Source organism: Streptococcus suis, from assembly GCF_016775005.1.
Taxonomy (GTDB): domain Bacteria; phylum Bacillota; class Bacilli; order Lactobacillales; family Streptococcaceae; genus Streptococcus; species Streptococcus suivaginalis.
Genome location: NZ_JAEUXI010000003.1, coordinates 55256 through 79275, shown reverse-complemented (window position 1 = coordinate 79275; position 24020 = coordinate 55256). Strand labels below are relative to the sequence as shown.

The 24020-nt window shown below is 44.0% G+C and carries 21 protein-coding genes and 1 pseudogene; 7 read left to right on the top strand and 15 right to left on the bottom strand.

Translation table 11 applies throughout. From position 1 onward, the window contains the following. Nucleotides 1–36: 36 nt before the first annotated feature. The 5 genes from JNG37_RS03995 to argR all read right to left on the bottom strand — a co-directional run bounded on the left by JNG37_RS03995 (nucleotide 37) and on the right by argR (nucleotide 4265). The gene (locus tag JNG37_RS03995; protein ID WP_187321620.1) at nucleotides 37–210 is read right to left on the bottom strand and encodes a hypothetical protein; all 174 of its coding nucleotides are present in this window, start codon (nucleotides 208–210) and stop codon (nucleotides 37–39) included. Nucleotides 211–256: 46 nt separating this feature from the next. Then, nucleotides 257–697 carry a DUF3021 domain-containing protein gene (locus tag JNG37_RS03990; protein WP_158456229.1) on the bottom strand — a complete coding sequence of 147 codons (441 nt, stop codon included), beginning with the start codon at nucleotides 695–697 and terminating at the stop codon, nucleotides 257–259. Next, complete coding sequence (locus tag JNG37_RS03985) at nucleotides 694–1137, bottom strand: LytTR family DNA-binding domain-containing protein (RefSeq protein WP_158456227.1); 444 nt, start codon at nucleotides 1135–1137, stop codon at nucleotides 694–696. The genes JNG37_RS03990 and JNG37_RS03985 overlap by 4 nt, the downstream gene beginning before the upstream one ends. 131 nt (nucleotides 1138–1268) lie before the next feature. Next, nucleotides 1269–3809, bottom strand: coding sequence for a DNA mismatch repair protein MutS (mutS, locus tag JNG37_RS03980; protein ID WP_158456225.1), 2541 nt, complete (start codon nucleotides 3807–3809; stop codon nucleotides 1269–1271). 3 nt (nucleotides 3810–3812) lie between these two features. Then, entirely contained in the window at nucleotides 3813–4265 is a 453-nt protein-coding gene (argR, locus tag JNG37_RS03975) for an arginine repressor (protein ID WP_158456223.1), read from the bottom strand. Between the two features lie 103 nt (nucleotides 4266–4368). Here argR and argS point away from each other — a divergent pair, with 103 nt between their 5' ends. After that, the gene (gene argS / locus JNG37_RS03970; protein ID WP_158456221.1) at nucleotides 4369–6057 is read left to right on the top strand and encodes an arginine--tRNA ligase; all 1689 of its coding nucleotides are present in this window, start codon (nucleotides 4369–4371) and stop codon (nucleotides 6055–6057) included. Nucleotides 6058–6336: 279 nt separating this feature from the next. On the opposite strand, the gene malQ is transcribed toward argS, so the two are convergent. Then, nucleotides 6337–7911, bottom strand: a complete 1575-nt coding sequence (gene malQ / locus JNG37_RS03965) for a 4-alpha-glucanotransferase (RefSeq protein ID WP_158456219.1) — start codon at nucleotides 7909–7911, stop codon at nucleotides 6337–6339. Nucleotides 7912–8150: 239 nt separating this feature from the next. On the opposite strand from malQ, the gene JNG37_RS03960 reads away from it, so the two are divergent. The 6 genes from JNG37_RS03960 (at nucleotide 8151) to pulA (ending at nucleotide 15703) form a co-directional block, all read left to right on the top strand. After that, nucleotides 8151–9407 carry an extracellular solute-binding protein gene (locus JNG37_RS03960; protein WP_158456217.1) on the top strand — a complete coding sequence of 419 codons (1257 nt, stop codon included), beginning with the start codon at nucleotides 8151–8153 and terminating at the stop codon, nucleotides 9405–9407. A 220-nt stretch (nucleotides 9408–9627) separates the two neighbouring features. Further along, nucleotides 9628–10920: an ABC transporter permease subunit gene (locus JNG37_RS03955; RefSeq protein ID WP_449276435.1), complete on the top strand. Its 1293-nt coding sequence runs from the start codon at nucleotides 9628–9630 to the stop codon at nucleotides 10918–10920. 1 nt (nucleotide 10921) lies between these two features. Next, complete coding sequence (locus JNG37_RS03950) at nucleotides 10922–11764, top strand: sugar ABC transporter permease (protein ID WP_158456213.1); 843 nt, start codon at nucleotides 10922–10924, stop codon at nucleotides 11762–11764. A 142-nt stretch (nucleotides 11765–11906) separates the two neighbouring features. Continuing rightward, nucleotides 11907–12638 (top strand): hypothetical protein, encoded by a 732-nt coding sequence (locus JNG37_RS03945; RefSeq protein WP_238336249.1) that lies wholly within the window; start codon nucleotides 11907–11909, stop codon nucleotides 12636–12638. Between the two features lie 9 nt (nucleotides 12639–12647). Continuing rightward, a complete protein-coding gene (locus JNG37_RS03940; protein ID WP_158456209.1) occupies nucleotides 12648–13631 on the top strand; it encodes a LacI family DNA-binding transcriptional regulator in 984 nt (327 codons plus the stop codon). Between the two features lie 23 nt (nucleotides 13632–13654). Further along, a complete protein-coding gene (pulA, locus tag JNG37_RS03935) occupies nucleotides 13655–15703 on the top strand; it encodes a type I pullulanase (RefSeq protein WP_158456207.1) in 2049 nt (682 codons plus the stop codon). 115 nt (nucleotides 15704–15818) lie between these two features. Here pulA and nrdI read toward each other — a convergent pair whose 3' ends face one another. From nrdI to JNG37_RS03890, 9 genes and pseudogenes are all read right to left on the bottom strand, one after another. After that, nucleotides 15819–16283: a class Ib ribonucleoside-diphosphate reductase assembly flavoprotein NrdI gene (gene nrdI, locus JNG37_RS03930; RefSeq protein WP_158456205.1), complete on the bottom strand. Its 465-nt coding sequence runs from the start codon at nucleotides 16281–16283 to the stop codon at nucleotides 15819–15821. Nucleotides 16284–16359: 76 nt separating this feature from the next. Beyond that, a pseudogene (locus tag JNG37_RS03925) lies at nucleotides 16360–17220 on the bottom strand (YitT family protein); the annotation flags it as partial. A gap of 64 nt (nucleotides 17221–17284) precedes the next feature. Further along, entirely contained in the window at nucleotides 17285–19036 is a 1752-nt protein-coding gene (aspS, locus tag JNG37_RS03920; RefSeq protein WP_158456201.1) for an aspartate--tRNA ligase, read from the bottom strand. Between the two features lie 94 nt (nucleotides 19037–19130). Next, entirely contained in the window at nucleotides 19131–19583 is a 453-nt protein-coding gene (locus JNG37_RS03915) for a GNAT family N-acetyltransferase (RefSeq protein WP_158456199.1), read from the bottom strand. A 10-nt stretch (nucleotides 19584–19593) separates the two neighbouring features. Beyond that, a complete protein-coding gene (locus JNG37_RS03910; RefSeq protein ID WP_158456197.1) occupies nucleotides 19594–20505 on the bottom strand; it encodes an aldo/keto reductase in 912 nt (303 codons plus the stop codon). A gap of 58 nt (nucleotides 20506–20563) precedes the next feature. Further along, entirely contained in the window at nucleotides 20564–21250 is a 687-nt protein-coding gene (locus JNG37_RS03905; RefSeq protein ID WP_158456195.1) for a DUF4956 domain-containing protein, read from the bottom strand. After that, on the bottom strand, nucleotides 21231–21974 hold the full coding sequence (locus JNG37_RS03900; RefSeq protein WP_158456193.1) for a polyphosphate polymerase domain-containing protein: 744 nt from the start codon (nucleotides 21972–21974) through the stop codon (nucleotides 21231–21233). Before JNG37_RS03900 ends, JNG37_RS03905 begins: the two co-directional genes overlap by 20 nt. A 72-nt stretch (nucleotides 21975–22046) precedes the next feature. Beyond that, nucleotides 22047–22259, bottom strand: a complete 213-nt coding sequence (locus tag JNG37_RS03895; protein WP_158456191.1) for a hypothetical protein — start codon at nucleotides 22257–22259, stop codon at nucleotides 22047–22049. A 292-nt stretch (nucleotides 22260–22551) separates the two neighbouring features. Then, nucleotides 22552–23979, bottom strand: a complete 1428-nt coding sequence (locus JNG37_RS03890) for a M56 family metallopeptidase (protein WP_187321618.1) — start codon at nucleotides 23977–23979, stop codon at nucleotides 22552–22554. Nucleotides 23980–24020 lie beyond the last annotated feature (41 nt).

Here is a 24020-nt window from a genome sequence, read left to right as displayed (position 1 = left end):
TAATAGTCCTATTATACCACAAAGCAAAAGCAGTCCCTATTCGGACTGCTGCTTGTTTTTCCAAAGAAAGTAGAGGTTGATCGAACAGGCGATGATAATGACCACCGACCACAAGAGGTTGAACATCGACGTCCGCTGGACATTATAAGCCAAGTACAAGAGGTTGTAGCCGATAGCCACGCTATATAAAATGGTTAATAATAGTTTCATAAACACTCCTATCTTTCTAGCCATTATACCACAGATTGCCCTCCGCCTACAATTTTCCATTGATCTCCTCGATGTGTCGCTCCATTTTCCGATAATTTAGAAGAAATAGCAGAGCGTATATCAAGACAAAGATAAACCAGAAGAAGAAAAGAGCACCTAGTTTCACAGGAAACCAACCTGCCAAAATACTCAACGGTGTGAAGCCTAAAGCTGTGATGCAAAAATGTGTCGCAGTCATTCGCAAAAGGCTCCAATCCTGTTCAAAAATCTTGTCTGCCAGCTGAAACAAGAGACCGATTGCCGCCCAAGTCAGCACACAGATGAGCATAACGGTTACCTGATTAAAATTGCTTAGGTAGTAAACCCCCATGGTTGAAAAGGGATTGAGCGGAAGATAAGCTCCTTGTCCGAAGACGGCAGATGTGATGATAGAGATAATGGTTCCAATTGTAACGCCTAAACTGACTGATAAGATGTATTTTTTCATAGTCCTAACCTTTCTTTGATGGATTTTAAATAACGTCGAGACGAATAGGTGACAGAGCCGTTTTTCATGACCAATTTGACCAGACCATTGGCTGTCAACTTGAGGTGGTCCAATTGCTTGATGTGAATGATTTCCGACTGGGAAATTTGTAAGAAATTGACCGGCAACTCCTCCTTAACCTGATACAAGCGTAGGTTGGAAGTAAAGGAATCTCCCACCGTTTCCACCTGTAAGATTTTGTCTTCCAAGTAGATCCTGACAATCTCATCATGTTCCAAAAGATAGACCTGCTCTCCTTTTTTGACCGTCAACCTGGAAGCCTGCTTGTCTAGATTTTGAACATAGGTCACCAACTGCGTAATCTGCTCAGACATGGTTTGAGCCTCAATAGTCACTAAGTCTTCCAAAATCTCTGGTGAAATAGCTAGTTTTACTTTCATCTTCTCTCCCTTCTCTTTCTGACCCTATTAAACACCATTTCTTTACTGGTTTCAAGGGCTTTTGACTATGTGGTCATATTCCTAAGCTAAACGGCAAAAAAGCCAGAACAGCTGTCCTGACTTTCATTGTCTTATAATTTTTTCTTCAACTCCGCAACTGCCATCATGACTTCCATTGGGGTCATATTGTAGATGTCCAGTTTTGCCAGTTCATCGAGGACTGGGTGAGAAGGCGTGTCTGCGAAGAGGTCAAGTTGACCTGACGGCTCTTCCACTACTGTCGGAACTGGGTGAGTTGGTGCAGTAGGGGCTTGGTTTTCAAGCGTCTGCAAAATCCTATCCGCCCGCTGCAATAGTTCCTCTGGCATTCCCGCAATCTTAGCCACATGAATCCCGTAGGACTTGTCAGCTGGGCCTTGTGCAATCTTGTGAAGGAAGGTGACTTGGCCGTCTTTCTCCAAGGTCGATACATGGACATTCTCTAAGTGTTCCAAGGTCTGGCTAAGGTCTGTCAACTCATGGTAGTGGGTAGCAAAGAGAGTCTTGGCACCAATCTTGTCGTGGATGTACTCGATGATAGACTGGGCCAGAGCCATACCGTCATAGGTGGCCGTTCCCCGTCCAAGTTCGTCAAAGAGGATGAGCGAACGATCTGTCGCCAGACGGACCGCCTTATTGGCCTCCATCATCTCGACCATAAAGGTGGACTGTCCGCTGACCAAGTCGTCTGCTGCCCCAATACGGGTGAAAATAGCATCGAAAATCGGCAATGCAGCCTGATCCGCAGGCACATAGGAGCCCATCTGCGCCAGAATGACGATAACCGCCAACTGCCGCATATAGGTAGACTTACCGCTCATGTTTGGACCAGTAATCAGTTGCATATGCGTATCAGTATCTAAATGAATAGAGTTTGGAATGTAGGTCTGCTTGCCCATGACCTTCTCCACCACTGCATGACGTCCACGGTCGATGGTCAATTCTCTTTGATCTGTAAAGCGTGGACAAACCAAATGTTGCTGCTCCGCCACAACTGCAAAAGCCTGCAAAACGTCGATGGTTGCAATGGTCCGAGCCAACTTCTGCAAGCGACCGATATACTTCTCAACCTCTTGGCGAATCCGCATGAAAATCTCGTACTCCAAATTAGCAGACTTATCACGCGCCTCCAACATCTGCCCTTCGATCTTAGCCAACTCTTCCGTTCCATAGCGCTCCGAGTTTTTCAAGGTCGCCTTACGGAAGAAATGACTAGGCACATTGCCCAGATTGGAATTGGTCACATGGAAATAGTAACCGTCTTTTTTATTGTAATCAATCTTAAGATTGTTGATACCAGACGCTTCACGCTCCTTGGCCTCAATCTCCGCAATCCAACCCGCTCCCTCACGCATGACCAGACGGTACTGATCCAGCGTTTCGTCAAAGCCCGTACGGATGATGTTTCCATCTGTGATGGTCCCTTGGGCTTCTGGGTCAATAGCAGAGCTGATGAGAGCATGCAGTTCTGGGATTGGGTCCAATCCAACCACCAGATTGCCTAGAGCAGGCTCATTGATTTGTAGCAAGATATTCTTGATTGCTGGGATATTTCCCAAAGTCTGGGAGAGCTGCAAGAGATCTTTGGGCATGGTTTTTCCAAAAGACACCCGACTGGCCAAGCGTTCGATGTCATAGACACCCTTCAAAGCCTCGACCAAGTCACTCCGTTCAAAGAAGTAATCCAGAAAAACCTGAACGACAGCCTGACGATTCTCAATCCGCTTAAGGTCAATCAAGGGACGATCAATCCATGTCCGCAATAGTCGCATACCCATGGCTGTCTTTGTTTCGTCTAGCAACCAGTACAAACTACCATGCTTCTTACCTGTCCGACCGTTTTCAAGCAGGTCCAGACTGGACTTGGTTGCATAGTCCATTTGCAGATAGTCCTTGATTTCATAATGGACCACCTTCTGCAAGTGGCTCAAATCCCGCATCTGTGTCCGGTGCAGGTAGCTGAGGAGTTTCCCAGCCGCAGCCTTTTCCAAGTCTGTCAAGGAGTTATCAATCAGCTGGACATCCTCTGTCACCTCATCTTCAAAAGACAGCAACAAGTTCATCTGATTGGAGAAGACCTGCTCTTCTTCCTCCGACAGAGCATAGCCGATGACCAATTCACGTGCTCGTAAATTGCGGATTTCACCGCAAAGACTAGTAAAATCATCCAAACTAGTCACGAAAAATTGACCTGTTGACACATCCATATAAGAAAGTGCGAACTGCACTCCCTGACGGTCAATCGCAACTAAATAGTTACTGTCTGCTCCCATTTTGGACGAGTCTGTTACCGTACCAGGAGTAATGACCTGCACCACTTCCCGCTTGACCACGCCGACTGCCTGCTTAGGATCTTCCATCTGCTCAGCAATCGCCACCTTGTGACCCAACTCTACCAGAGTATCAATGTACTGCTGGGCCGCGTGATACGGTACCCCCGCCATAGGAATCGGATTCTCCGCATTCTTATTCCGACTGGTCAGGGACAGTTCCAAAATCTGCGCCGCTTCTACCGCATCTTCATAAAATAACTCATAAAAGTCTCCCATACGGAAAAGCAAAAAAGCATCTGGATACTGTGCTTTTATATCCAGATACTGCTGCATGCCTGGGGAAATTTTCTCTACTGCCATAGCCTACCCTCTTCCCCCATCAATATAAACACTGATTTCATCTTCTACCTGCTGAGCAGCTGCCTCATCACGACAGATAACCAACAGCGTATCTGCTCCCGCCAAGGTCCCCAATATATGGGCAGGCTTTTCAGCATCGATAATGTTTGCCATCAGGGCAGCCTCTCCCACTTCGCAGTGCAAGACAAGGATAAAGCTGGCGCGTTCAAGCTTGACGGCATACTGGGCCAAGCGTTGTCCAAAAACAGTCACTTCTTCTTTCTCTGGCAAGGCATAGTAAGCCTGACCGTCCTCATAGAGCTTAATCAGCCCCAGTTCTCGCAAGTCGCGCGAAAGGGTCGTTTGAGTCACTCGAATCCCTTCAGCCTCTAACCCTAATTGAATGTCTGCCTGGCGACCAATCTTTTGCTCTGTAATCATTTTCTTAATTCGTTGGTGACGAATTCGCTTGCTCATTTTTCTACCTCTTGCTGTCTATTTATAGTGCCATTATATCATTTTTTACGCTATCTGTTGACATTTTGTGGTAGAATAGAAGAATGAAATTGGAGGAAGAATTATGAATCAAAAACAAGTAGTTGCTGAACGTTTGGCAGCTGTTTTACCCAATCTAGAATTAGAAACCATTTATTCTCTACTGGAAACACCAAAATCATCAGAAATGGGCGACTTAGCCTTTCCCGCCTTCTCCTTGGCAAAAATCGAACGTAAGGCACCACAAGCCATTGCAACAGATATCGTCGAAAAACTGGACACCTCTGGTTTTGAAAAAGTCCTTGCAACTGGTCCTTATGTCAACTTCTTCTTCGATAAAGCAGCAATCTCTCATCAGGTTTTGACCCAAGTCATCACTGAAAAAGAGCAGTACGGTCAAGCCAACATCGGTCAAGGCCATAATGTTACCATCGACATGTCTAGTCCAAACATTGCTAAGCCTTTCTCGGTTGGGCATTTACGTTCAACCGTTATCGGAGATGCCCTTGCCAACATCCATGCAAAGCTAGGCTACAATCCTATCCGTATCAACCACTTGGGAGACTGGGGCAAGCAATTTGGTATGTTGATCGTTGCTTACAAACTCTGGGGTGATAAGGCCGCCGTCGAAGCTAATCCAATCGCTGAGTTGCTCAAACTGTATGTTCGAATCAATGCTGAAGCTGAAGAAAAGCCTGAATTGGATGAAGAAGCACGCCAATGGTTCAAAAAATTGGAAGATGGTGACCAAGAAGCCTTGGAATTGTGGCAATGGTTCCGTGATGAAAGCTTGGTCGAATTTAACCGCATCTACGACAAGCTAGGTGTCCAATTCGACAGTTTCAATGGCGAAGCCTTCTATAACGACAAGATGGATGAAGGCATCCAAATCCTAGAAGAAAAAGGACTCCTTAAAGAATCAAAAGGCGCACAAATCGTTGACCTTGAGAGCTACAATCTTCCACCAGCTCTCATCCGAAAAACAGACGGTGCGACTCTTTATATCACGCGCGATATGGCGACAGCTATGTACCGCAAACGAACCTATGACTTCGTGAAAAGCCTCTATGTCGTTGGCCAAGAGCAAATCAATCACTTCAAACAACTGAAGGCCGTTTTGAAAGAAATGGATTACGACTGGAGCGACGATATGACACATATCACCTTCGGTTTGGTAACCAAGGATAAGAAAAAGCTCTCTACTCGTAAAGGAAACATCATCCTGCTCGAGCCAACTCTTGACGAAGCCATTTCACGTGCCCTCACTCAAATCGAGGCCAAAAACCCTGACCTTGAAAACAAGGAAGAAGTGGCGCACGCAGTTGGTGTCGGCGCTGTTAAGTTTTACGATCTTAAAACCGACCGTGACAACGGCTACGACTTTGACCTGGAAGCCATGGTTTCCTTTGAAGGTGAGACAGGTCCTTATGTGCAATACGCATACGCCCGCATCCAGTCTATCCTGCGCAAAGCAAACTTTATTCCAAGCGCAGAAAATGACTACAAACTAGCCGACGCAGAAAGCTGGGAAATCATCAAACACATCCAAAACTTCTCAACTGTTGTAGAACGTGCTGGCAATAAGTTTGATCCATCACTCATCGCTAAATATGCTATTAACCTGGCACAAGCCTTCAACAAGTACTACGCACACACTCGTATCTTGGATGAAAGCCCTGAACGCGATAGTCGACTGGCTTTGGCTTATGCAACTGGCCTTGTCCTCAAGGAATCTCTTCGTCTCCTAGGTGTGCAAGCTCCTGAAAAAATGTAAGAAAAAAGCTGAGTAATCAGCTTTTTTTCTATGCAATCAATTACACCTAGGCAACAAAAAAACTGACCTATGGTCAGTTTTTTTGAGGGAATGATAGGAAAGGAACTCTAACGAATACCTTTATATCCGGAACCATTTTTAGGAAAACCGGTTTTTCACGTTTTTTATAAAAAAGATTCCATTCATGTATTTGTTTTGAACAACAAATACTGACTATAGTTAGTATACACTTTTACAAAAAATTGGTCAAGAAATAGCACTATAACGACAAAAATAGCTCTAGGACAGCTTTTCTGCTATCTTCACATTTTCGCGTCGGTAGATTGTCGTCAGATCTAACAACATAGATTCAACCTCTGATGTCAACTGTTCAGCAGTCATTCTCCAAGCCCAGTTTCCTCCCAAGGTATTTGGTAAATTCATTCTCGCAGTACCGTCCAAATGCAGTAAATCCTGCATGGTTACTACTGTCATAAAGGCTGGGGAGCCAAAGAGAAGTCGGAAGAGAGCATGGTTAACCGTTTCACCTTCTGTTCGATTGCTATAACGGTCCAGAAATGCGCGTGATGCTGGACTAGTGTCTGATTGGTACCAACCTAAAATTGTGTCGTTATCATGGGTACCTGTATAGGCCACAACATTGTTACGGTGATTGTGCGGCATTTCGATACTGTCCCCTTCTGGATCAAATGCAAACTGGAGCACTTTCATACCAGGGAAGCCGGTTGTTTCACGCAACTGAATAACCTTATCCGTTACAGAACCCAAATCTTCAGCGATAATGTTCAAATCACCCAACTCCCGCTTGATGGTCTCAAATAACTCAAAGCCAGGCGCTTCTACACGATAGCCATTGACAGCTGTCTCTTCGCCTGCTGGAATTTCCCAGAAAGAGGCAAAGCCGATAAAGTGGTCGATACGTACCATGTCATAAATCTTGAAGGATTCTCGCAAGCGAGCCACCCACCAAGTAAAGCCGTCCTGCTTCATAGCTTCCCAATCATAGATAGGATTGCCCCAAAGCTGGCCGATTTCTGAAAAGGCATCTGGTGGGCATCCTGCAACCACACTTGGCTTGCCTTCTTCATCCGTCTTAAAGAAGTGTGGGTTGGCCCACATATCAGCTGAATCAGCTGCGATATAGATTGGCATATCTCCAACAAACTCGATCCCTTTGGCATTGGCGTAAGCCTTCAAAGCATGCCACTGGCTGAAGAACAAAAACTGGGTGATGCGGTGATAATCCATCTGGTCCGCCAAAAGATGACGGTAATACTCTAGAGTATCGTGGTATCGCAGGCGAGCCCCCTGATCTTCCCACTCCGTCCAAGGTTTGAGGTCAAAATGCTCCTTGATCGCCATGTACTCCGCAAAAGTATGCAACCAAAAACCATTTTCCTCTGCAAAAGACCAATAGTCAGCCGGCAGTCCTTCCGCCTTCATCCTCTGCACTGCCTTTTCTAAAATAGGGCGACGATTCTCAAACAATTTGGCATAATCGACCTCTACCTCATTTTGGCCAAAGTCCACACCAACCAAATCTTCATTGGAAATCCAACCTTTTTCAATCAAGGCATCCAAATCAATAAAATGTGTGTTTCCTGCAAAAGCAGAAAAGGACTGATACGGCGAGTCTCCGTAACTTGTTGGCCCCAAAGGCAAAATTTGCCAATACCGTTGCTTGGTTCGTTCTAAAAAATCTACAAATTGATAAGCAACCTGACCAAGGCTTCCGATTCCGTAACCTCCTGGCAAGGATGAGATGTGCATTAATACGCCACTTTGTCTCTTTTTCATAGGCATTCTCCTTTTGTATTTGCGCACAAGAAAGCGCAAACGTTTCCGCTTTTTCATTATATAATGACAGCGCTAACAAATCAAGGAAAAATTGCCATTTTTTCCTGAAAATAAAACGAAAGGATAACTTTCTTCTATATATTACACCTAAATTAGTATCTCCTTAAAAATTTTTTTAAAAATTTTTTTAAAAACGCTTGCAAGCGGATACATTTTGGTGTATAATGATGTCAAGTTAAGAAAACGTTTGCGTTAGTGAACGAAGATCATCAAATTTTATTCTTGGAGGAAATCCCATGAAACACAAATTGCTCAAGAGCGCTGCTCTTCTTGCTGCATCTACTGCTGTTCTTGCTGCATGCTCTTCTTCATCATCTAGCTCATCTGAGTCAACTACAGAAGAGGCTCAAACATTAACGATTTACGTTGATGAAGGCTACAAAGATTATGTTGAGGCTGCTGCAACAACATTTGAAGAAGAAAATGGCGTTGATGTAACCGTTAAAACTGGTGACGCCTTGACTGGTTTGGACAATTTATCACTTGACAACCAATCTGGTTCAGCTCCAGACGTTATGATGGCACCATACGACCGAGTAGGTAGCCTTGGTGCAGAAGGTCAATTGAACGAAGTAACACTTGCTGAAACAAGCATGGTTGATGAAACAACAACTGCTCTTGTTACAAACGACGGTAAAGTCTACGGTTCACCAGCAGTTATCGAAACTCTTGTTCTCTACTACAACAAAGACTTGATTGCAGAAGCTCCTAAGACTTTTGCTGAATTGGAAACATTGGCAAAAGATAGCAAGTACGCTTTTGAGGGCGAAAGTGGTAAAACAACTGCCTTCCTTGCTGACTGGACAAACTTCTACTACACTTACGGTCTCCTAGCTGGTTACGGTGGTTATGTATTTGGTGAAAACGGTACAGATCCATCTGATATCGGTCTTGCAAACGAAGGTGCAGTTCAAGCGATTGAATATGCAAAAACTTGGTATGAAAAATGGCCTCAAGGTCTCCAAGACGGTACAGCTGCTAACAACTTGATCAACACTCAATTTACAGAAGGTAAAGCTGCTGCTATCATCGAAGGTCCATGGAAAGCTGCGTCTTACAAAGATGCAGGCGTGAACTACGGTGTTGCAATGATTCCTACTCTTCCAAACGGAAATGCTTATGAAGCATTCGGTGGTGGTAAGGCTTGGGTTATCCCAACAGGTTCACAAAACCCTGAAATGGCTCAAAAATTCGTTGACTACTTGACTTCAACAGAACAACAACAAGCATTGTACGACGCAACAAACGAAGTTCCTGCTAACACAGAAGCTCGTAAATATGCAGTAAGCAAAAACGATGAGTTGACAACAGCTGTTATCGATCAATTTGCAAACGCACAACCAATGCCAAACATTTCTGAAATGAGCACAGTTTGGGAACCAGCTGGTAACATGCTCTTCGAAGCAGCTAGCGGTGCGAAAGACGCTAAAACTGCTGCTAGCGACGCAGTTGCATTGATCAAAGATACCATTGCACAAAAATACGGTGAATAATACTCACTAATATCACAGATGATTGCCAATCATCTGGAGATTCATCGAGTAAAAATGGTAAATGAAGCGGGGCTGGATAGGACCAGTCCCCTTTATTTATAAGACAGATTTTGCTATAATAGACAGAGGAAGTTTCCGAACAATTCTGTTGACTAGCGCTGATTTGGCAAGACTTTCTTGAAGTTTTTTTCCAGATCATTTCAAAAAAAGGAGTTTTATGATGACAAAACAAAATCCAGGTAAGGCCCTGCTCCTGTCCCTTATTCCCGGACTTGGACAAATCTATAACAAACAGAAGGCCAAAGGGTTCATTTTCTTGGGTGTCACCATCGCATTCCTTCTCTACTTTGTAACGATTGCTTCAGGTGAGCTGGGCAATTTGATTACCTTGGGAGACATGCGTGGCCGTGACAATTCCCTCTTTATGTTGATCCGTGGTTCCTTCCACTTGATTATCACCGTCGTGTACCTCGCTTTCTATGCTTTGAATTTGAAAGATGCACACGATACAGCCAAGCGTTGGAATAACGGCTTCCCAGTTGCTACTAGCTTTAACGACATGGTCAAAGGTATCTATGAGAATGGCTTCCCATATCTTTTGATTATCCCTTCTTACATTGCCATGACCTTTGCGATTATCTTCCCTGTTGTCGTAACGCTCTTTATCGCCTTTACCAACTACGATTTCCAACATCTTCCTCCTGGAAAACTCTTGGATTGGATTGGTTTGACCAACTTTACCAATATCTGGAAATTGAGCACTTTCCGTGCAGCCTTTGGCTCTGTCCTTTCTTGGACAATCATCTGGGCCTTGTCTGCTTCAACCGCTCAAATTGTCATCGGTATTTTAACGGCTATTATTGCCAACCAGCCATTTATCAAGGGCAAACGCATCTTCGGTGTTATCTTCTTGCTCCCTTGGGCTGTACCAGCCTTCGTAACTATCTTGACTTTCAGTAACATGTTTAACGATAGTGTCGGCGCGATTAACACACAAGTCTTGCCGTTTTTGAGTAAGTTCTTGCCATTTATCGATAACTTCCTCATCCCTTGGAAGACAGATCCATTCTGGACAAAAGTTGCCCTCATCATGATGCAGGCTTGGCTTGGTTTCCCTTATATTTACGTATTGACCTTGGGTATTTTGCAGTCTATTCCAAACGACTTGTATGAGGCAGCTTATATCGATGGTGCGGGACCGATTCAAAAATTCCGTAGCATCACCTTGCCAATGATTTTGGCAGTAGCTGCACCAACTCTTATCAGTCAATACACCTTCAACTTCAACAACTTCTCTATCATCTACCTCTTCAACAACGGTGGACCTGGTAGCGTCGGTGGGGGAGCTGGTTCAACTGATATCTTGATTTCATGGATTTATAAATTGACAACAGGTACTGCACCTCAGTATTCAATGGCTGCAGCGGTAACCTTGATTATCTCTATGATTGTCATCAGTATCTCTATGATTGCCTTTAAGAAATTAAATGCCTTTGAAATGGAGGACGTGTAAGATGAAATTATCTGTGAAATTTAGACGTCGTCTCAACCAGACCTTGACCTATCTTTACTTGATTACCCTCTCAGTCATCATCATCTACCCACTCTTGATTACAATTTTGTCAGCCTTCAAGACAGGGAATGTGGTGGCCTTCAAGTTAGATAGTTCTGTTAACTTTACTCTTGAAAACTTCAGCAAACTTTTTAGCGAAACTCTTTACGGCACTTGGTACCTAAATACCTTGATTATTGCCCTCGTGACCATGGCGGTTCAAACCAGCATTGTGGTCTTGGCCGGTTATGCTTATAGCCGATATAACTTCTTGGCTCGTAAGCAAAGTTTGGTCTTCTTCTTGATTATTCAAATGGTGCCAACCATGGCGGCTCTTACTGCCTTCTTCGTTATGGCCCTCATGCTCAACGCGCTCAACCAAAGCTGGTTCCTCATCTTCCTCTATGTCGGTGGTGGTATCCCAATGAACGCTTGGCTCATGAAAGGTTACTTCGATACGGTGCCAATTTCCCTCGATGAATCTGCAAAACTAGATGGTGCTGGTCACTTCAGACGTTTCTGGCAAATCGTTCTTCCTCTTGTTCGCCCAATGATTGCGGTACAGGCGCTTTGGGCTTTCATGGGACCATTTGGAGATTACATCCTATCAAAATTCTTGCTTCGTGAAAAAGAATTCTATACAGTTGCTGTTGGTTTGCAAACCTTCATTAGTGATGTGAAAAACTTGAAGATTGCTTATTTCTCAGCAGGTGCGATTCTGATTGCCCTTCCGATCTGTATCTTGTTCTTCTTCCTACAAAAGAACTTTGTATCTGGTTTAACAAGTGGTGGCGACAAGGGGTAACCTTGTCCCACCTTTTCCCTTTTCCTACTCTTAATATGTTGTTTTTACTGTTGTATAAGAGTAGCGCCCCACATGATTGAGAAAGGTGCTTATGTTCCCTTACCCCTTTTCCTACTTTGCTAGTATCTTCCAGCCTCGAAAGATGTTTGCCAATCGCCGGCTAATGACTGTCTGGCAAGGGCTATTTACGACTATTTTTCTAATCGCTCTCTTGGTCATTCCTGCCTCCTTGCAACCTCTTTCTTGGGACACCTATCCTATGGAAAATTTTGTTCAGGGTGTCTATACACCACTAACAGAAGAAGTTGTCGCTGACCTTAAGGAGCATGCCCAACTCACCAATCAGGAATTAACCTATACAGGACAAGGTGTGACAGATAGTGTCACATTCGGGGAGCAAGTCAGCACTGCTAGTGGTTTTACCTACCAATTCGGCAAACAGAAGGTAATCATTCGTAGTGGCACAGATGTTCTGGCAGAATTGCCCTACCAAGTGTTCACAGCCAGCAGTTTCGATAGTAAGGAAAACCTGACAGCTAGCCTCTCAAAGGCTTGGTTTCAAGAATATCCTTTACTAATTAGTCTGTCCATCACCCTGCTATCTGCCTCGATATTGGCTACCAATTTCCTCTTCATCCTTGTCGGAGCGAGCGTATTCCTCTATCTGACCAAAAAATCACGTTTTTTCCATATCGGTTCTTTCCGAGAAGCTTACAATCTCAGCCTAAACTGCCTTGGTTTGCCAACCTTATTGGCTTGTTTAGTGGGGATTTTCGGACAAGCTGTCACGACCGTCTTAACCCTGCAAAACATTTGTTTTGTTCTGGTATTGATTTGGGTCTTTTTCAAAACAAAATTCAGAGATCAAGTTTAGGAGGTTTTTATGCGCGCAACAATTAAAGATGTTGCCAAATTGGCGGGAGTCTCCCCTTCTACCGTAACACGGGTCATTCAAAACAGCCCTGCTATCAGCCAAAAAACAAAGGACCATGTCCGCAAGGCCATGCAGGAACTCAATTACCACCCCAACCTCAATGCCAGGAGTCTGGTATCTAGTTATACTCAGGTCATCGGCCTTGTCTTGCCAGATGATTCGGATATTTTCTACCAGAACCCCTTCTTCCCAACTGCCTTGCGAGGAATCTCTCAGGTCGCTGCAGATTACAACTACGCCATCCAGATCAGTACTGGTAAGGACGAAGAGCAGCGCCTAGAAGCTATTTCTCAAATGGTCTACGGTAAGCGTGTTGACGGGCTGATTTTTCTCTATTCCAAGCCGGATGATCCTCTTGTACAACTGGCGATTCAGCATAACTTCCCCTTCTTAATTCTAGGGAAGGCTTCTTCTCCGTTTGTTTCCTTGGTCGATAATGACAATATTCAAGCAGGATTCGAGGCGACGACCTACTTCATCAACAAAGGTTTTCAAAATATCGCATTTGTGGCAGGTAACAAAGAATTAGTTGTATCACAAGACCGTTATCAAGGCTATAAAAATGCCCTCAAGGCCCACAATATCCCCTTGGATGAAAACAAGGTCAAGTTTACCTCTGGTTTCTTGTTGGAAGATAGCGCCTATAAAATCACACGGAAGCTCATCAAGCAAAAACCGGATGCTATTGTGACCACCGATACCTCTGTTGCAGAAGGGATTGTCCAATATCTCACAGAAATCGGCGTAAAACTGCCCATTATTTCCTTTGACTCTGTCAAACCAAAACTAGCAATCGATGCCTACGTCGATGTCCATGCCATTAAATTGGGCCGGGTAGCCTTTAATACTCTCCACCAAATCATCAACGATAGCAAAGAAAATAAGCAAGTCTGCTACCGTCGTGTGATTCCACATACTATTACTGAACTCTAACTTAGAAAGGAGCCTTTTGGCTCATGGCACTTCGTGTATTTCAAGCATATCTAGAGGATGTTGCAAGCATCCGTTTGGTGATGGAAAAGCGTTTCGACTCTGATTCCATGTCCTTCTCTTTGGAAAATTCCAAATCACATGTGGATCTCTTTATCCACTCCCGATTGGAAGATGACCAGCAGGTTATTTACTATCTGACCAGCCTTCACGCCCTCAATCTTCAAGAGAATTATACTCTCTACGACCAAGACCGCAATGCTGTGGAATTGGGCTATGGGGCTATTGTCCGCTCTGCTTTATTTGAAAAGACCTTTACTTATTCAGGCAATGACCTAGGGGCTAGCTATACTGCCCAAGAAACCTCCTTCAAGTTCTGGGGGCCGATTTCCAAGGCTGTCTTTGTCGTGGTAGAGGGCCAGCCCCATGCCATGACCCTGACAGAAAAAGGCGTCTGGCAGGCGCAGGTGGCAGGGGATTTGGAAGGCAAGTCCTACCACTATCTCCACAAGGTCAACGGCCAATGGCTGTCTGTCCACGACCCTTATGCTCTATCTTCCAAAGTCAATTCTGGTGATTCCTACATCATCGATCTCAAAAAACTGGCTAAACCAAGTCGGGCAAAAACACAGCTTCCGATGTCCCAAGCCATTGTTTATGAAATGAGCGTCCGTGACTTTTCACAACAAAGAGAGGCTGGATTCCAACACCGCAGTCAATTTGCTGGCTTGACCGAATCACCTGTCCTAGACGGTATGAAACTGGGCATGGACTATATCAAACAGCTGGGTGTAACTCATATCCAACTCCTGCCTCTTTATGACTTTGGTAGTGTGGATGAAAATAAACCCCAAGCTGTTTACAACTGGGGCTATGACCCTGTTCAGTACAATGTTCCTGAGGGATCTTTCTCCAGCCAGCCAAACGATCCCTATGCCCGCATTCGCGAATTGCAAGCTGCCATTCAGGCCTATCATGATGCGGATATTTCTGTCATCATGGATGTGGTTTACAACCACGTGTATCATGCAGAAGAATATGCCTTTGAACGCATTGTTCCCGGCTATTTCTACCGTTACAACCAAGACGGTTTCCGGACGGACGGAACCTTCTGTGGCAACGATGTCGCCAGCGAACGCAGCATGGTCCGCAACTATATCAAGCAGTCCCTCCGTCAATGGACCAGCCTCTATGGTTTTGACGGCTTCCGCTTTGACCTCATGGGTATCCTGGATATCCAGACCATGAATGAGATTGCGGCGGAACTCAAAGAACTTCACCCAAACATCTACCTCTACGGTGAAGGTTGGAAAATGGGGACTGGTTTGGACTTTGACCTGCTGGCTCATCAGTATAATGCTGGTCAAATGGAAGACCTTGGTTTCTTCAATGATGACTACCGCGATACCTTCAAGAAGCTCCTGCTCAACCCGCAGCGTTTGGTAGAGAAGAACTTGCATGAGAAAATCCAGCATCTGCTGGGAGGCAGTCATTACAGCCACTTCCTGTCTCCTGAGCAGTCTGTCAACTATCTGGAGTGCCATGATAATGCGACTGTCTTTGATTATCTCCATATTGAAAACCCTGACTGGACACCGCAGCAGCAAAAACGGGCTGCCAGCTTTGGTCTGCAACTTGTCTTGATTTCGCAAGGTTTGGCCTTTATCCATGCTGGACAGGAGTTCTTCCGGACAAAAGATGAGATTGACAATACCTACAATGTCACCGATGCCATTAACCGCCTGGACTGGACCCGTGCTGTTCATTATCAAGAGCATATCCAGTTCATCCGCGCCTTGATTGCTCTTCGCAAGCAATACCCTGAACTCAGTCAAGCCAGCTATGACACGATTGGTCAGACCTGTGATTTCTATTGGTTGACGGAATTTGTCCTACGCTACCAAGTGAAGACGGAAGTGGGTGTTCTCCAATTTATCATCAACTTTGCTACAAGCGATTTTACCTATGAAAAAGAAGAAGACAAGGCTGTCCTCTTCAATTACCCTGCTGTAGATGATCCAGACCAACAAATCCTGACCATTGCCGGACAAAGTATTTGTGTCTTAAATGGCTAAAATAGGACTTGAGACGGAGGAAATGGAGAGCGAGATTGGTTATACTATAGTCAATCCTAAATATTTTTCATAATCTCCTTAAAAACTCACCGATTACTCGGTGAGTTTTTTGCGTCTATGCTTTTTCTTCCATGAGGGCTATAATCTTATGACCGATTCGTTCAATATCATTTTGAAGGCCACGGAGTTCGAAGTTATCAATCACAGGAAAGCCAAATCGCTCGGCATATTGCTTGGCTGTCAAGCAATATTGGTTGTTGAAATTGCGATTGCCCGATCCCACAACTCCCAGACAGAGCTCTGCATTGTCCCCAAAAGCGATAAAATCACCCAAGGGATTGGTCAGAATCTCCACATCTCCGTTATCAACACCATTTCCACCTTCCAGATAGGTGGGAAGAAAGGCGACAAAAGGAGCATCCAGCTGGTAAAAGGGAATGTCCTGCTTGACCAGGTCCTTGACATGAACGGGCTCCACCTGCCAGTCGGTCTGGAATTGGAAAAAGCCTTTCAGGCGTTTGACAAAACTCTCTGTATTGCCACTCAAACTAATATAGACGAGGTAAATGGTCGGTTTCATAAGTCTCCTCTCCAAAGAAAAACACTACATATAGAATACGAATACTATTGTACTCCTATATGTAGTGTTTTGTCAATTAGTCACTTTCCACAAAATGTCCGATGATGTTGACATTATCTGCAACAGAAACAAAGGCTTTAGGGTCGGCCTTTTTCATAATCTGCTTGAAATCATTGAACTCTGCACGAGTGATGATGGTAATGAGAATCGTCTTTTGCTCATGGTTATAAGCACCCTCAGCACCGTTGATAATGGTCACACCGCGATTGAGCTTCTTATGGATTTTCTTAATGACTCGTTCAGGATGATTGGTAATAATCATGGCCTGCATCCGTTTTTGTTTCACGAAAATCGCATCTGTCATGCGACTGGAGATAAACAGCGCAACCATTGAATATAGGGCATATTGCCAGCCAAAGGTCATCCCTGCAATCAACATAATCATAATGTTGACAATCAAGGAAATGGAGCCAACTTGACGTCCCGTCTTCTTGCGAATAATAATAGAAACAATATCAGTACCACCACTGGATACATTGTTCCTAAGCGCAAAGCCAATCCCAGTTCCCAGCATGAGACCACCGAAAATAGCATTGACTAACGGATCCGTCGTCAGGGTAACTGGCGGCATAAATTGGATAAAGAAAGAACTGAAGGATACCGTAATAAAGGTAAAGATAGTAAATTTATAACCAATTTTATACCAAGCTAAGATAAGCAAGGGGATGTTCAGACCGTAATAGACCACCGCAATCGGTACATTCCAACCAGCGTAAGAAGCTGCTAAAGCAGAAACAATCTGAGCCAATCCTGTTACGCCTGAGGAATACACCTGTCCTGGCCGAAAAAAGAAATTGACCGCAATACTAGATAGGAGTCCATAAATAATGGACCCCGATATCCGTTCCGCATAGCGTTCTTTGGAGATTCCTGATAGAATCGACCAGAACTTGTTCTTTTTAGCCATCCTCAAAAAAACAACTCGTTGTTTTCTGAAAAATCTATTCATTTTCAAGTTCAATCTGTAATGCTAATTCCTCTAATTGAGCTGATGCAACTGTACTTGGCGCCTGGGTCATCGGATCAGATGCCTTGTTATTCTTCGGAAAGGCGATAACTTCACGAATATTATCCTCACCAGCCAATAACATAACAAAGCGGTCCAAACCGATAGCCAATCCACCGTGTGGTGGGAAGCCGTAGTCCATAGCTTCAAGCAAGAAACCAAACTGCTCATGCGCATCTTCAGCTGAGAAACCAAGAGCCTTGAACATCCGTTCTTGCATGTCTTTTTGGTTGATACGAAGGCTACCGCCACCCAATTCATAACCATTCAAAACAATATCGTAGGCAACTGCACGTACCTGCGCCAAATCACCATCCAAATGATGAGCTGTTTCTTCCGTCGGCAAAGTGAATGGGTGGTGGGCACTCATGTAGCGACCTTCCTCTTCAGACCACTCGAACATTGGCCAGTCTACAATCCAGAGGAAGTTGAATTTGCTTTCGTCAATCAAACCTTGCTCTTTTGCCAAGCGGTTACGCAAAGCTCCCAGGGTATTGTTGGCTACTTCCAATTCATCCGCCACAAAGAGGACCAGGTCCTTATCTTCAAGTTGTAAACTTGCTGTCAAGTTTGCTGTAATGTCTGTCAAGAACTTAGCAACTGGACCCGCTAATTCTCCCTTGTCTACTTTAACCCAAGCAAGTCCCTTGGCACCAAATTGTTTGGCGTATTCTGTTAATTTATCAATGTCTTTACGGGAGTAACTATCCGCTGAACCTTTGACCACAATGGCTTTGACAACTGGTGCTTCTGAGAAGACTTTGAAGTCAACTTCCTTGACAAGTTCTGTCAAGTCTTGTAAAAGCATCTCAAAACGAGTATCTGGTTTATCTGAACCGTAGAAGTTCATAGCATGATTATAGGCCATACGAGGAAATGGCAAGGTCACATCAATTCCTTTGGTATCTTTCAAGACCTTAGCAATCAAGCCTTCTACAATGTCTTGGATTTCAACTTCATTCAAGAACGAGGTTTCCAAGTCCACCTGTGTAAACTCAGGTTGACGGTCCCCACGCAAGTCCTCATCACGGAAACACTTAACGATTTGGTAGTAACGGTCAAAACCAGCGTTCATCAAGAGCTGTTTGGTAATCTGTGGGCTCTGTGGAAGGGCATAGAAATGACCTTTGGACACACGAGATGGCACCAAGTAGTCACGCGCACCTTCTGGTGTTGACTTGGTCAACATTGGCGTCTCCACATCAATAAATTCCAAGTCATCCAGATAATTGCGAATGCTGTGGGTTACAGCCGCACGTAATTTGAAGTTGTTGAGCATTTCTGGACGGCGAAGATCCAAATAACGGTAACGAAGACGGGTATCATCGCTGGCTTCAATGCCATCCTTAATTTCAAATGGAGTTGTCTTAGCCGTGTTCAAAACTGTCAAGCTGTTTACTTGTAGCTCAACCGCTCCTGTTGGAATGGCGTCATTGGCCTGCTCACGCGCTACAACAGTTCCTGTCACCTCAATAACAAATTCAGAGCGAAGCCCCTCTGCTTTTGCCATCAATTCTGCATCTACTGACTCAGGATTAATCACCAACTGCATAATCCCTTCACGGTCACGTAAATCGATGAAAATCAGACCGCCTAAATCACGGCGACGCCCAACCCAACCTTTCAAAGTTATGTCTTGTCCGATGTGCTCTGTCCGAACACGTCCTGCATACATAGAACGTTTCATTTTCTTCCTCTTTTACTCTTTAATATACTCATTCATTCTATCATAAAACGGTTGATTTTTGGGGGAATTTGGCAAGAAAATTACAAAACCAGCCTTATAAAGCTGGTTTTACATACAACATATCTAAATGAGGAATGCCGTCCTCCAGATAGACTTCCGAAACTGGCTCAAAGCCCAGTGATTGATAAAAATTTTCTAGGTAGGCTTGGGCTCCTATCTTAATCTGACTTTCTTGCAAGTCTTGGACAATATAGTCAATCGCCTCTTGCATCATAGGCCTCCCCAATCCTCTTCCGCGGTGGCTGGCCCTGATGACTACCCGCCCAATCGATGCCTCCTCATAGCTTAGTCCAGCTGGCAAGATACGGAGATAGGCGATCATTTCTCCTGCTTCTTCGGCAAAAAGGTGGTAGGAGGCTGGGTCTTTGCCGTCTATTTCTGGATAGGGGCAGGCTTGCTCCACCACAAAGACATCTGTTCTCAAGGCTAGGATAGCGTATAGCTGGTCCAAGGTCAGTTGGTCAAAGCTACGTAAGCTCCACTTCATTTCTTTCTCCTTATGGCAAGATGTTGCCGGCACTTTTGTAAATCTCGTACCATTCTGGTCGAGTGAGGGTAATCTGGCTGGCCTGGGCAATCTTTCTCAGGCGATCTGGATTCATAGAGCCAACAATGGTTTGAATTTTAGATGGATGTCTCAAAATCCAAGCTACGACAATGGTTTCATGTGAAACATGGTACCGCTCTGCTATTTCCCCAAGAGTCTGATTAAGGGATGCATAGTCAGGGTGGTTGGCGAAAATCCCCTGCTGCAAGTCAATCAGGAAGGGAGACCAGGCCTGAATGGTAATCTTCTTTAGTTGACAGTAGTCGATGAGGCCGCCATCCCGCATGGTCGCCGCATCATCTTTCATATTGACGTGAAGCCCCGCATCAATCAGAGGCGTGTGGGCAGGCGATAGTTGAAGTTGGTTGACCGCTAGGGGCTGGTCCAGATAAGACTGGAGCAACTCCATTTGGTATATGTTCTGGTTGCTGACTCCAAAGTGTCGGACTTTGCCTGCTTGCTTCAAGAGACGGAAGGCTTCTGCCACTTCCTCTGCTTCCATAAGGGCATCTGGTCGGTGGAGGGCCAAAACATCCAGATAGTCCGTTCCCAGCCGCTTGAGAATGCCGTCCACAGACTCCAAAATGTGATCCTTGGAAAAATCAAAATAGCCCTTACGAATGCCGCATTTTGACTGGAGAATCATATCCTCACGCTTGAGTCCTGCCAACTTAGCTCCCTGAGAAAAGCGAATTTCTGACTCACCGCCGCCATAAATATCGGCATGGTCAAAGAAGTTAATTCCCTGCTCCACCACGGTTTCTAATACCTTAGCCGTTTCTTGCTCGCTTAAGCTGGCCATTCGCATACAGCCCAGACCAATCCGCGATACTTCCAAACCTGTCTGTCCTAATTTTTGCATGTGATTGCCTCCTATTCTGACTTCATTATATACGAAAAAAGAGATTGTTGCCAATCTCTTACAAGGTTTTTTTCTTTTGTGCCAGCTTGCTGATATTGATTTCAATGTCTTCATTAATTGCCAAAAGACGGTCAATGACTTGCTTGTCTGTTAGAGAAGCATCCAAATCAACATTGTAGGATAATTCCAACGTGTTGGATTTTTTTACGTTTTTAATGCCAACTAGCTCGACATACTTGCAGGCATTGACGAAAGTCGCTTCGAATAAAAGCTCGTAATCCAAATCTCGGGGAACACGTATGGTAATTTGCCGTCTTGTTTGACTCACCCTTGCAAAGCTTGTATTCTCCAATATCAAGAGTACAAAACAGACAAAGACTGTAAAAATTGCAGCTAAGACCAAAAAACCCATGCCACAAGCTAAGCCAATTCCTGTCGCAATAAACACTGATAAGAGCTCCTTAGCTCCACCTGCTGCGGAACGAAAACGAATCATCCCAAAAGTTCCTGCGATCGCAACACTGGTTCCCAAATTGCCATTGACCATAAAAATAATCATCGCCATCAACATCGGCAACATGGTCAAGGTAATGACAAACTCCTTTGAATAAAGGGTCTTGTGTTTGTAAACAAGCGCTAGCAAAATCCCCAATGCCAAACTAACCACTAAACTGAGAGCTAATTGAATGGGATCTGCTACCCCTGAAGCACTGTCAAAAACACTCTTAAACAACTGCTCTTTCAACTAATTTCTCCTCTGCTAACTCTTCTACCAATTTTGTGTGTGCTGTTCCATATTTTGAAAATGAAACTCTTTCCAAGCCATACTTATCGATGATGGCCTGTAACCAGGTTGGGTAGACTTCTGGAACCTTGATTTCCATAATAACCTGATTTTCATCCAACAATGGGTAACCATACTTTCCTGCAAACAAGCTAACATCGTATGGACGATATAGAATATTTTGATCAATCGTCACGCGCACCTTCTTATCCTCAATGCCCTTCATAGAAAAACGATCATAGTAGATATACATCATTGGCTCAATTTTTCCATAGCGTGCTCGCAATTCTGCCATTGTTTCCAATAGTGTCGGATTGGTAATCGTTTCATCCACAATCGAATGATGAATAAAATCCAAAACCGATTTTGGACGAGAAGTCAACCGATCCTTCAATCCTACGCCATTTTCTTTTTTCTTAATTTCTAAAAATACCTGACTATCTTCTGTCGGATAGGCATCATAGGTCCGCATCCGAATTTTTTCTCGTTTCCACAATCTCTCTGCAGAATCTTGGATCATTTGATAGCTTGGGGTATCAAAATAAATATTGGAAATGGTAGAGGTTGGATAGTCATCTTCCACTAAATGATTTTTGAAATCATCTAAAACTGCTGCAAGCTGCTTACAGTCTAAAATATACTTGGTTTCAATTCGTTTAAATTTGGTTTCTACTTTCTTCGACATACTATTCTCCTTTTTCTACATTTGTCGTTTTATTGTGTTAAGTGAAGAGTGGTTTCCCACTCCTTGTAACATTTATCTATTGCCAACTTTTTTTGATTCCACTTTTTTCTTCATAATTTGACCAGTTATTCCGTTAATCTTGTAATCAAATTCGGAGTTATTCGCAACAGCCTCAATTTTGTACATCCCTTTTTCAAGGTCAACTTCTTTGAAGCGAACTTGACTGGCTGATAAACCTAGATCCTTTAAAGCGATGGATTTTGCTGCTTCTACTGATTTGAGCAACAGATACGGTTTGGTGCAGACCAACTGATGTTGCGACTAGTGCTGTCAATGTTAGTAATTTTAAGTGTTTCATATAGAACTCCAAGATGTTATTTCTACATTTGTAGTAAGTGTTTTTTTAGAATAGAGTGGTTTCCCACTCCACTTTCTACATCTGTAGTATAATTATATTCTACACTTGTCGTTTTATAAAGTCAAGTCTTATGCTTCAAATTTTTTTGTCTGTTCAATTTCAATAAAAAAGATCAGTAGTTTCCTACTAATCTTCTACAAAAAAGCATCTCAAACCAAACTAGTCCTCCACATCCTCTGTTTCAGTATCTTCCACATCATCCGTATCAGGTTCTTCAACTGGGGGAATAGGTGTTGGGGTTGGGGTTGGGGTGGACTGACTACTTGTTGAAGCAGGAGTAGATACTGTTGTTTGGGATTGATTACTTGTTGTTACAGTTTGAGTAGTAGAAGCAATTGTCGGCTGACTACTCATTTCTGAAACTGTTTGACTCGCTTGGCTACTACTGGTTGAGGTTGAGGTGGAAGAAGATGAAGACTCTGCTACTATCTTTAGTGTCTCTTTTTCTATTTGTGTTATTGACCTACTAGCCTTATCCACTTGAACACGGTATAGAGTCTCTTCATGGGAAAATTCAATTAGGTAATAATCTCCTTGGTCACTAGCTTGGACATCAGTCACAGCTGACGCTTCGAGAGATTGGTCCCTTAGGGATATTTGAATGGCATCCTCTTGTGTAAAGGTTGCTTCCTGTGCTTTATGTAATGGTGTTTCACTCATGGCCACTACAAATATCGAACCCGAGAAAATCAAGGCACAGCTAGTGACAAAAGTGACAAGAATAGCAAGAGAAGGCTTTGGTAAGCGGCTATCCATAATACCGATAATCCGACGCTTGAGATTGAACTTATTTGAGTAAAAACAGCTAGACAACAAAATCGGTTGCTGACTCTTATGAATCATGGTAATTATCGTCTCCCCATAGAAGGAGCGATAAGCCTGGTCTCTTTCATGTAGGACACTATGATCACAGTAGCTCTCTGCAGCCTCTTGAACCTCCTTACAGGCAAAGGCCACAATCGGATTAAACCAATGGGCAGCTTTTACCAGTAGCACCAAGAGATTGACATAGATATCCCGGTGACGGTAATGAGTTAGTTCATGCTCAAAGATCAAATCAAGCTCTTCGTCCGTATAATCTATTGCAGGAAGAAGAATGATTGGATTGCGCAATCCAAAGAGCATCGGACTTGAGACCTGCGGATAATGGAAAAGTCGAATCGACTTCTGAATTCCAAATTCTGCCTTAATAGCTTGGAAATTAGCTAAAATACGAGCATCCGCAATTGGATTTCCCCATCGTTTCAACAAATTCCGAAATTTTACATAGGCAAAGATTGCACGACCAATCACCACTAGGAACCCCGCCAACCAAACAAGCAAAAACAGTTCTACCCATGGTAACCCCAAGAAAAGTTCCCAAAGGCTTGGTTGACTGGCAGCAACTTCTGTCCCTGTTTGGCTAACACCTCTTGCTGCGCTTGTCGCTAGATTCTGACCATGTTCAATCGTGACCAATCCTTGTCCAAATCGTGGACGGAAAGGAAAAATCAAGCTAACCAATAGAACCAACCAGGTCAAGTAACGAACCCGAGCTGACACACGATTTTTCAGTACGATAAAAAGCCCACTAAACAATAAAATCAAAAATGATTTATATAAACTGATCAGCAAAAAAGATAGTAGTG

What these genes read in the sequence shown, in the direction of transcription:
- JNG37_RS03995 (WP_187321620.1), bottom strand. Translation starts at nt 210, where the DNA reads ATGAAACTATTATTAACCATTTTATATAGCGTGGCTATCGGCTACAAC.
- JNG37_RS03990 (WP_158456229.1), bottom strand. Translation starts at nt 697, where the DNA reads ATGAAAAAATACATCTTATCAGTCAGTTTAGGCGTTACAATTGGAACC.
- JNG37_RS03985 (WP_158456227.1), bottom strand. Translation starts at nt 1,137, where the DNA reads ATGAAAGTAAAACTAGCTATTTCACCAGAGATTTTGGAAGACTTAGTG.
- mutS (WP_158456225.1), bottom strand. Translation starts at nt 3,809, where the DNA reads ATGGCAGTAGAGAAAATTTCCCCAGGCATGCAGCAGTATCTGGATATA.
- argR (WP_158456223.1), bottom strand. Translation starts at nt 4,265, where the DNA reads ATGAGCAAGCGAATTCGTCACCAACGAATTAAGAAAATGATTACAGAG.
- argS (WP_158456221.1), top strand. Translation starts at nt 4,369, where the DNA reads ATGAATCAAAAACAAGTAGTTGCTGAACGTTTGGCAGCTGTTTTACCC.
- malQ (WP_158456219.1), bottom strand. Translation starts at nt 7,911, where the DNA reads ATGAAAAAGCGGAAACGTTTGCGCTTTCTTGTGCGCAAATACAAAAGG.
- JNG37_RS03960 (WP_158456217.1), top strand. Translation starts at nt 8,151, where the DNA reads ATGAAACACAAATTGCTCAAGAGCGCTGCTCTTCTTGCTGCATCTACT.
- JNG37_RS03955 (WP_449276435.1), top strand. Translation starts at nt 9,628, where the DNA reads ATGACAAAACAAAATCCAGGTAAGGCCCTGCTCCTGTCCCTTATTCCC.
- JNG37_RS03950 (WP_158456213.1), top strand. Translation starts at nt 10,922, where the DNA reads ATGAAATTATCTGTGAAATTTAGACGTCGTCTCAACCAGACCTTGACC.
- JNG37_RS03945 (WP_238336249.1), top strand. Translation starts at nt 11,907, where the DNA reads ATGTTTGCCAATCGCCGGCTAATGACTGTCTGGCAAGGGCTATTTACG.
- JNG37_RS03940 (WP_158456209.1), top strand. Translation starts at nt 12,648, where the DNA reads ATGCGCGCAACAATTAAAGATGTTGCCAAATTGGCGGGAGTCTCCCCT.
- pulA (WP_158456207.1), top strand. Translation starts at nt 13,655, where the DNA reads ATGGCACTTCGTGTATTTCAAGCATATCTAGAGGATGTTGCAAGCATC.
- nrdI (WP_158456205.1), bottom strand. Translation starts at nt 16,283, where the DNA reads ATGAAACCGACCATTTACCTCGTCTATATTAGTTTGAGTGGCAATACA.
- aspS (WP_158456201.1), bottom strand. Translation starts at nt 19,036, where the DNA reads ATGAAACGTTCTATGTATGCAGGACGTGTTCGGACAGAGCACATCGGA.
- JNG37_RS03915 (WP_158456199.1), bottom strand. Translation starts at nt 19,583, where the DNA reads ATGAAGTGGAGCTTACGTAGCTTTGACCAACTGACCTTGGACCAGCTA.
- JNG37_RS03910 (WP_158456197.1), bottom strand. Translation starts at nt 20,505, where the DNA reads ATGCAAAAATTAGGACAGACAGGTTTGGAAGTATCGCGGATTGGTCTG.
- JNG37_RS03900 (WP_158456193.1), bottom strand. Translation starts at nt 21,974, where the DNA reads ATGTCGAAGAAAGTAGAAACCAAATTTAAACGAATTGAAACCAAGTAT.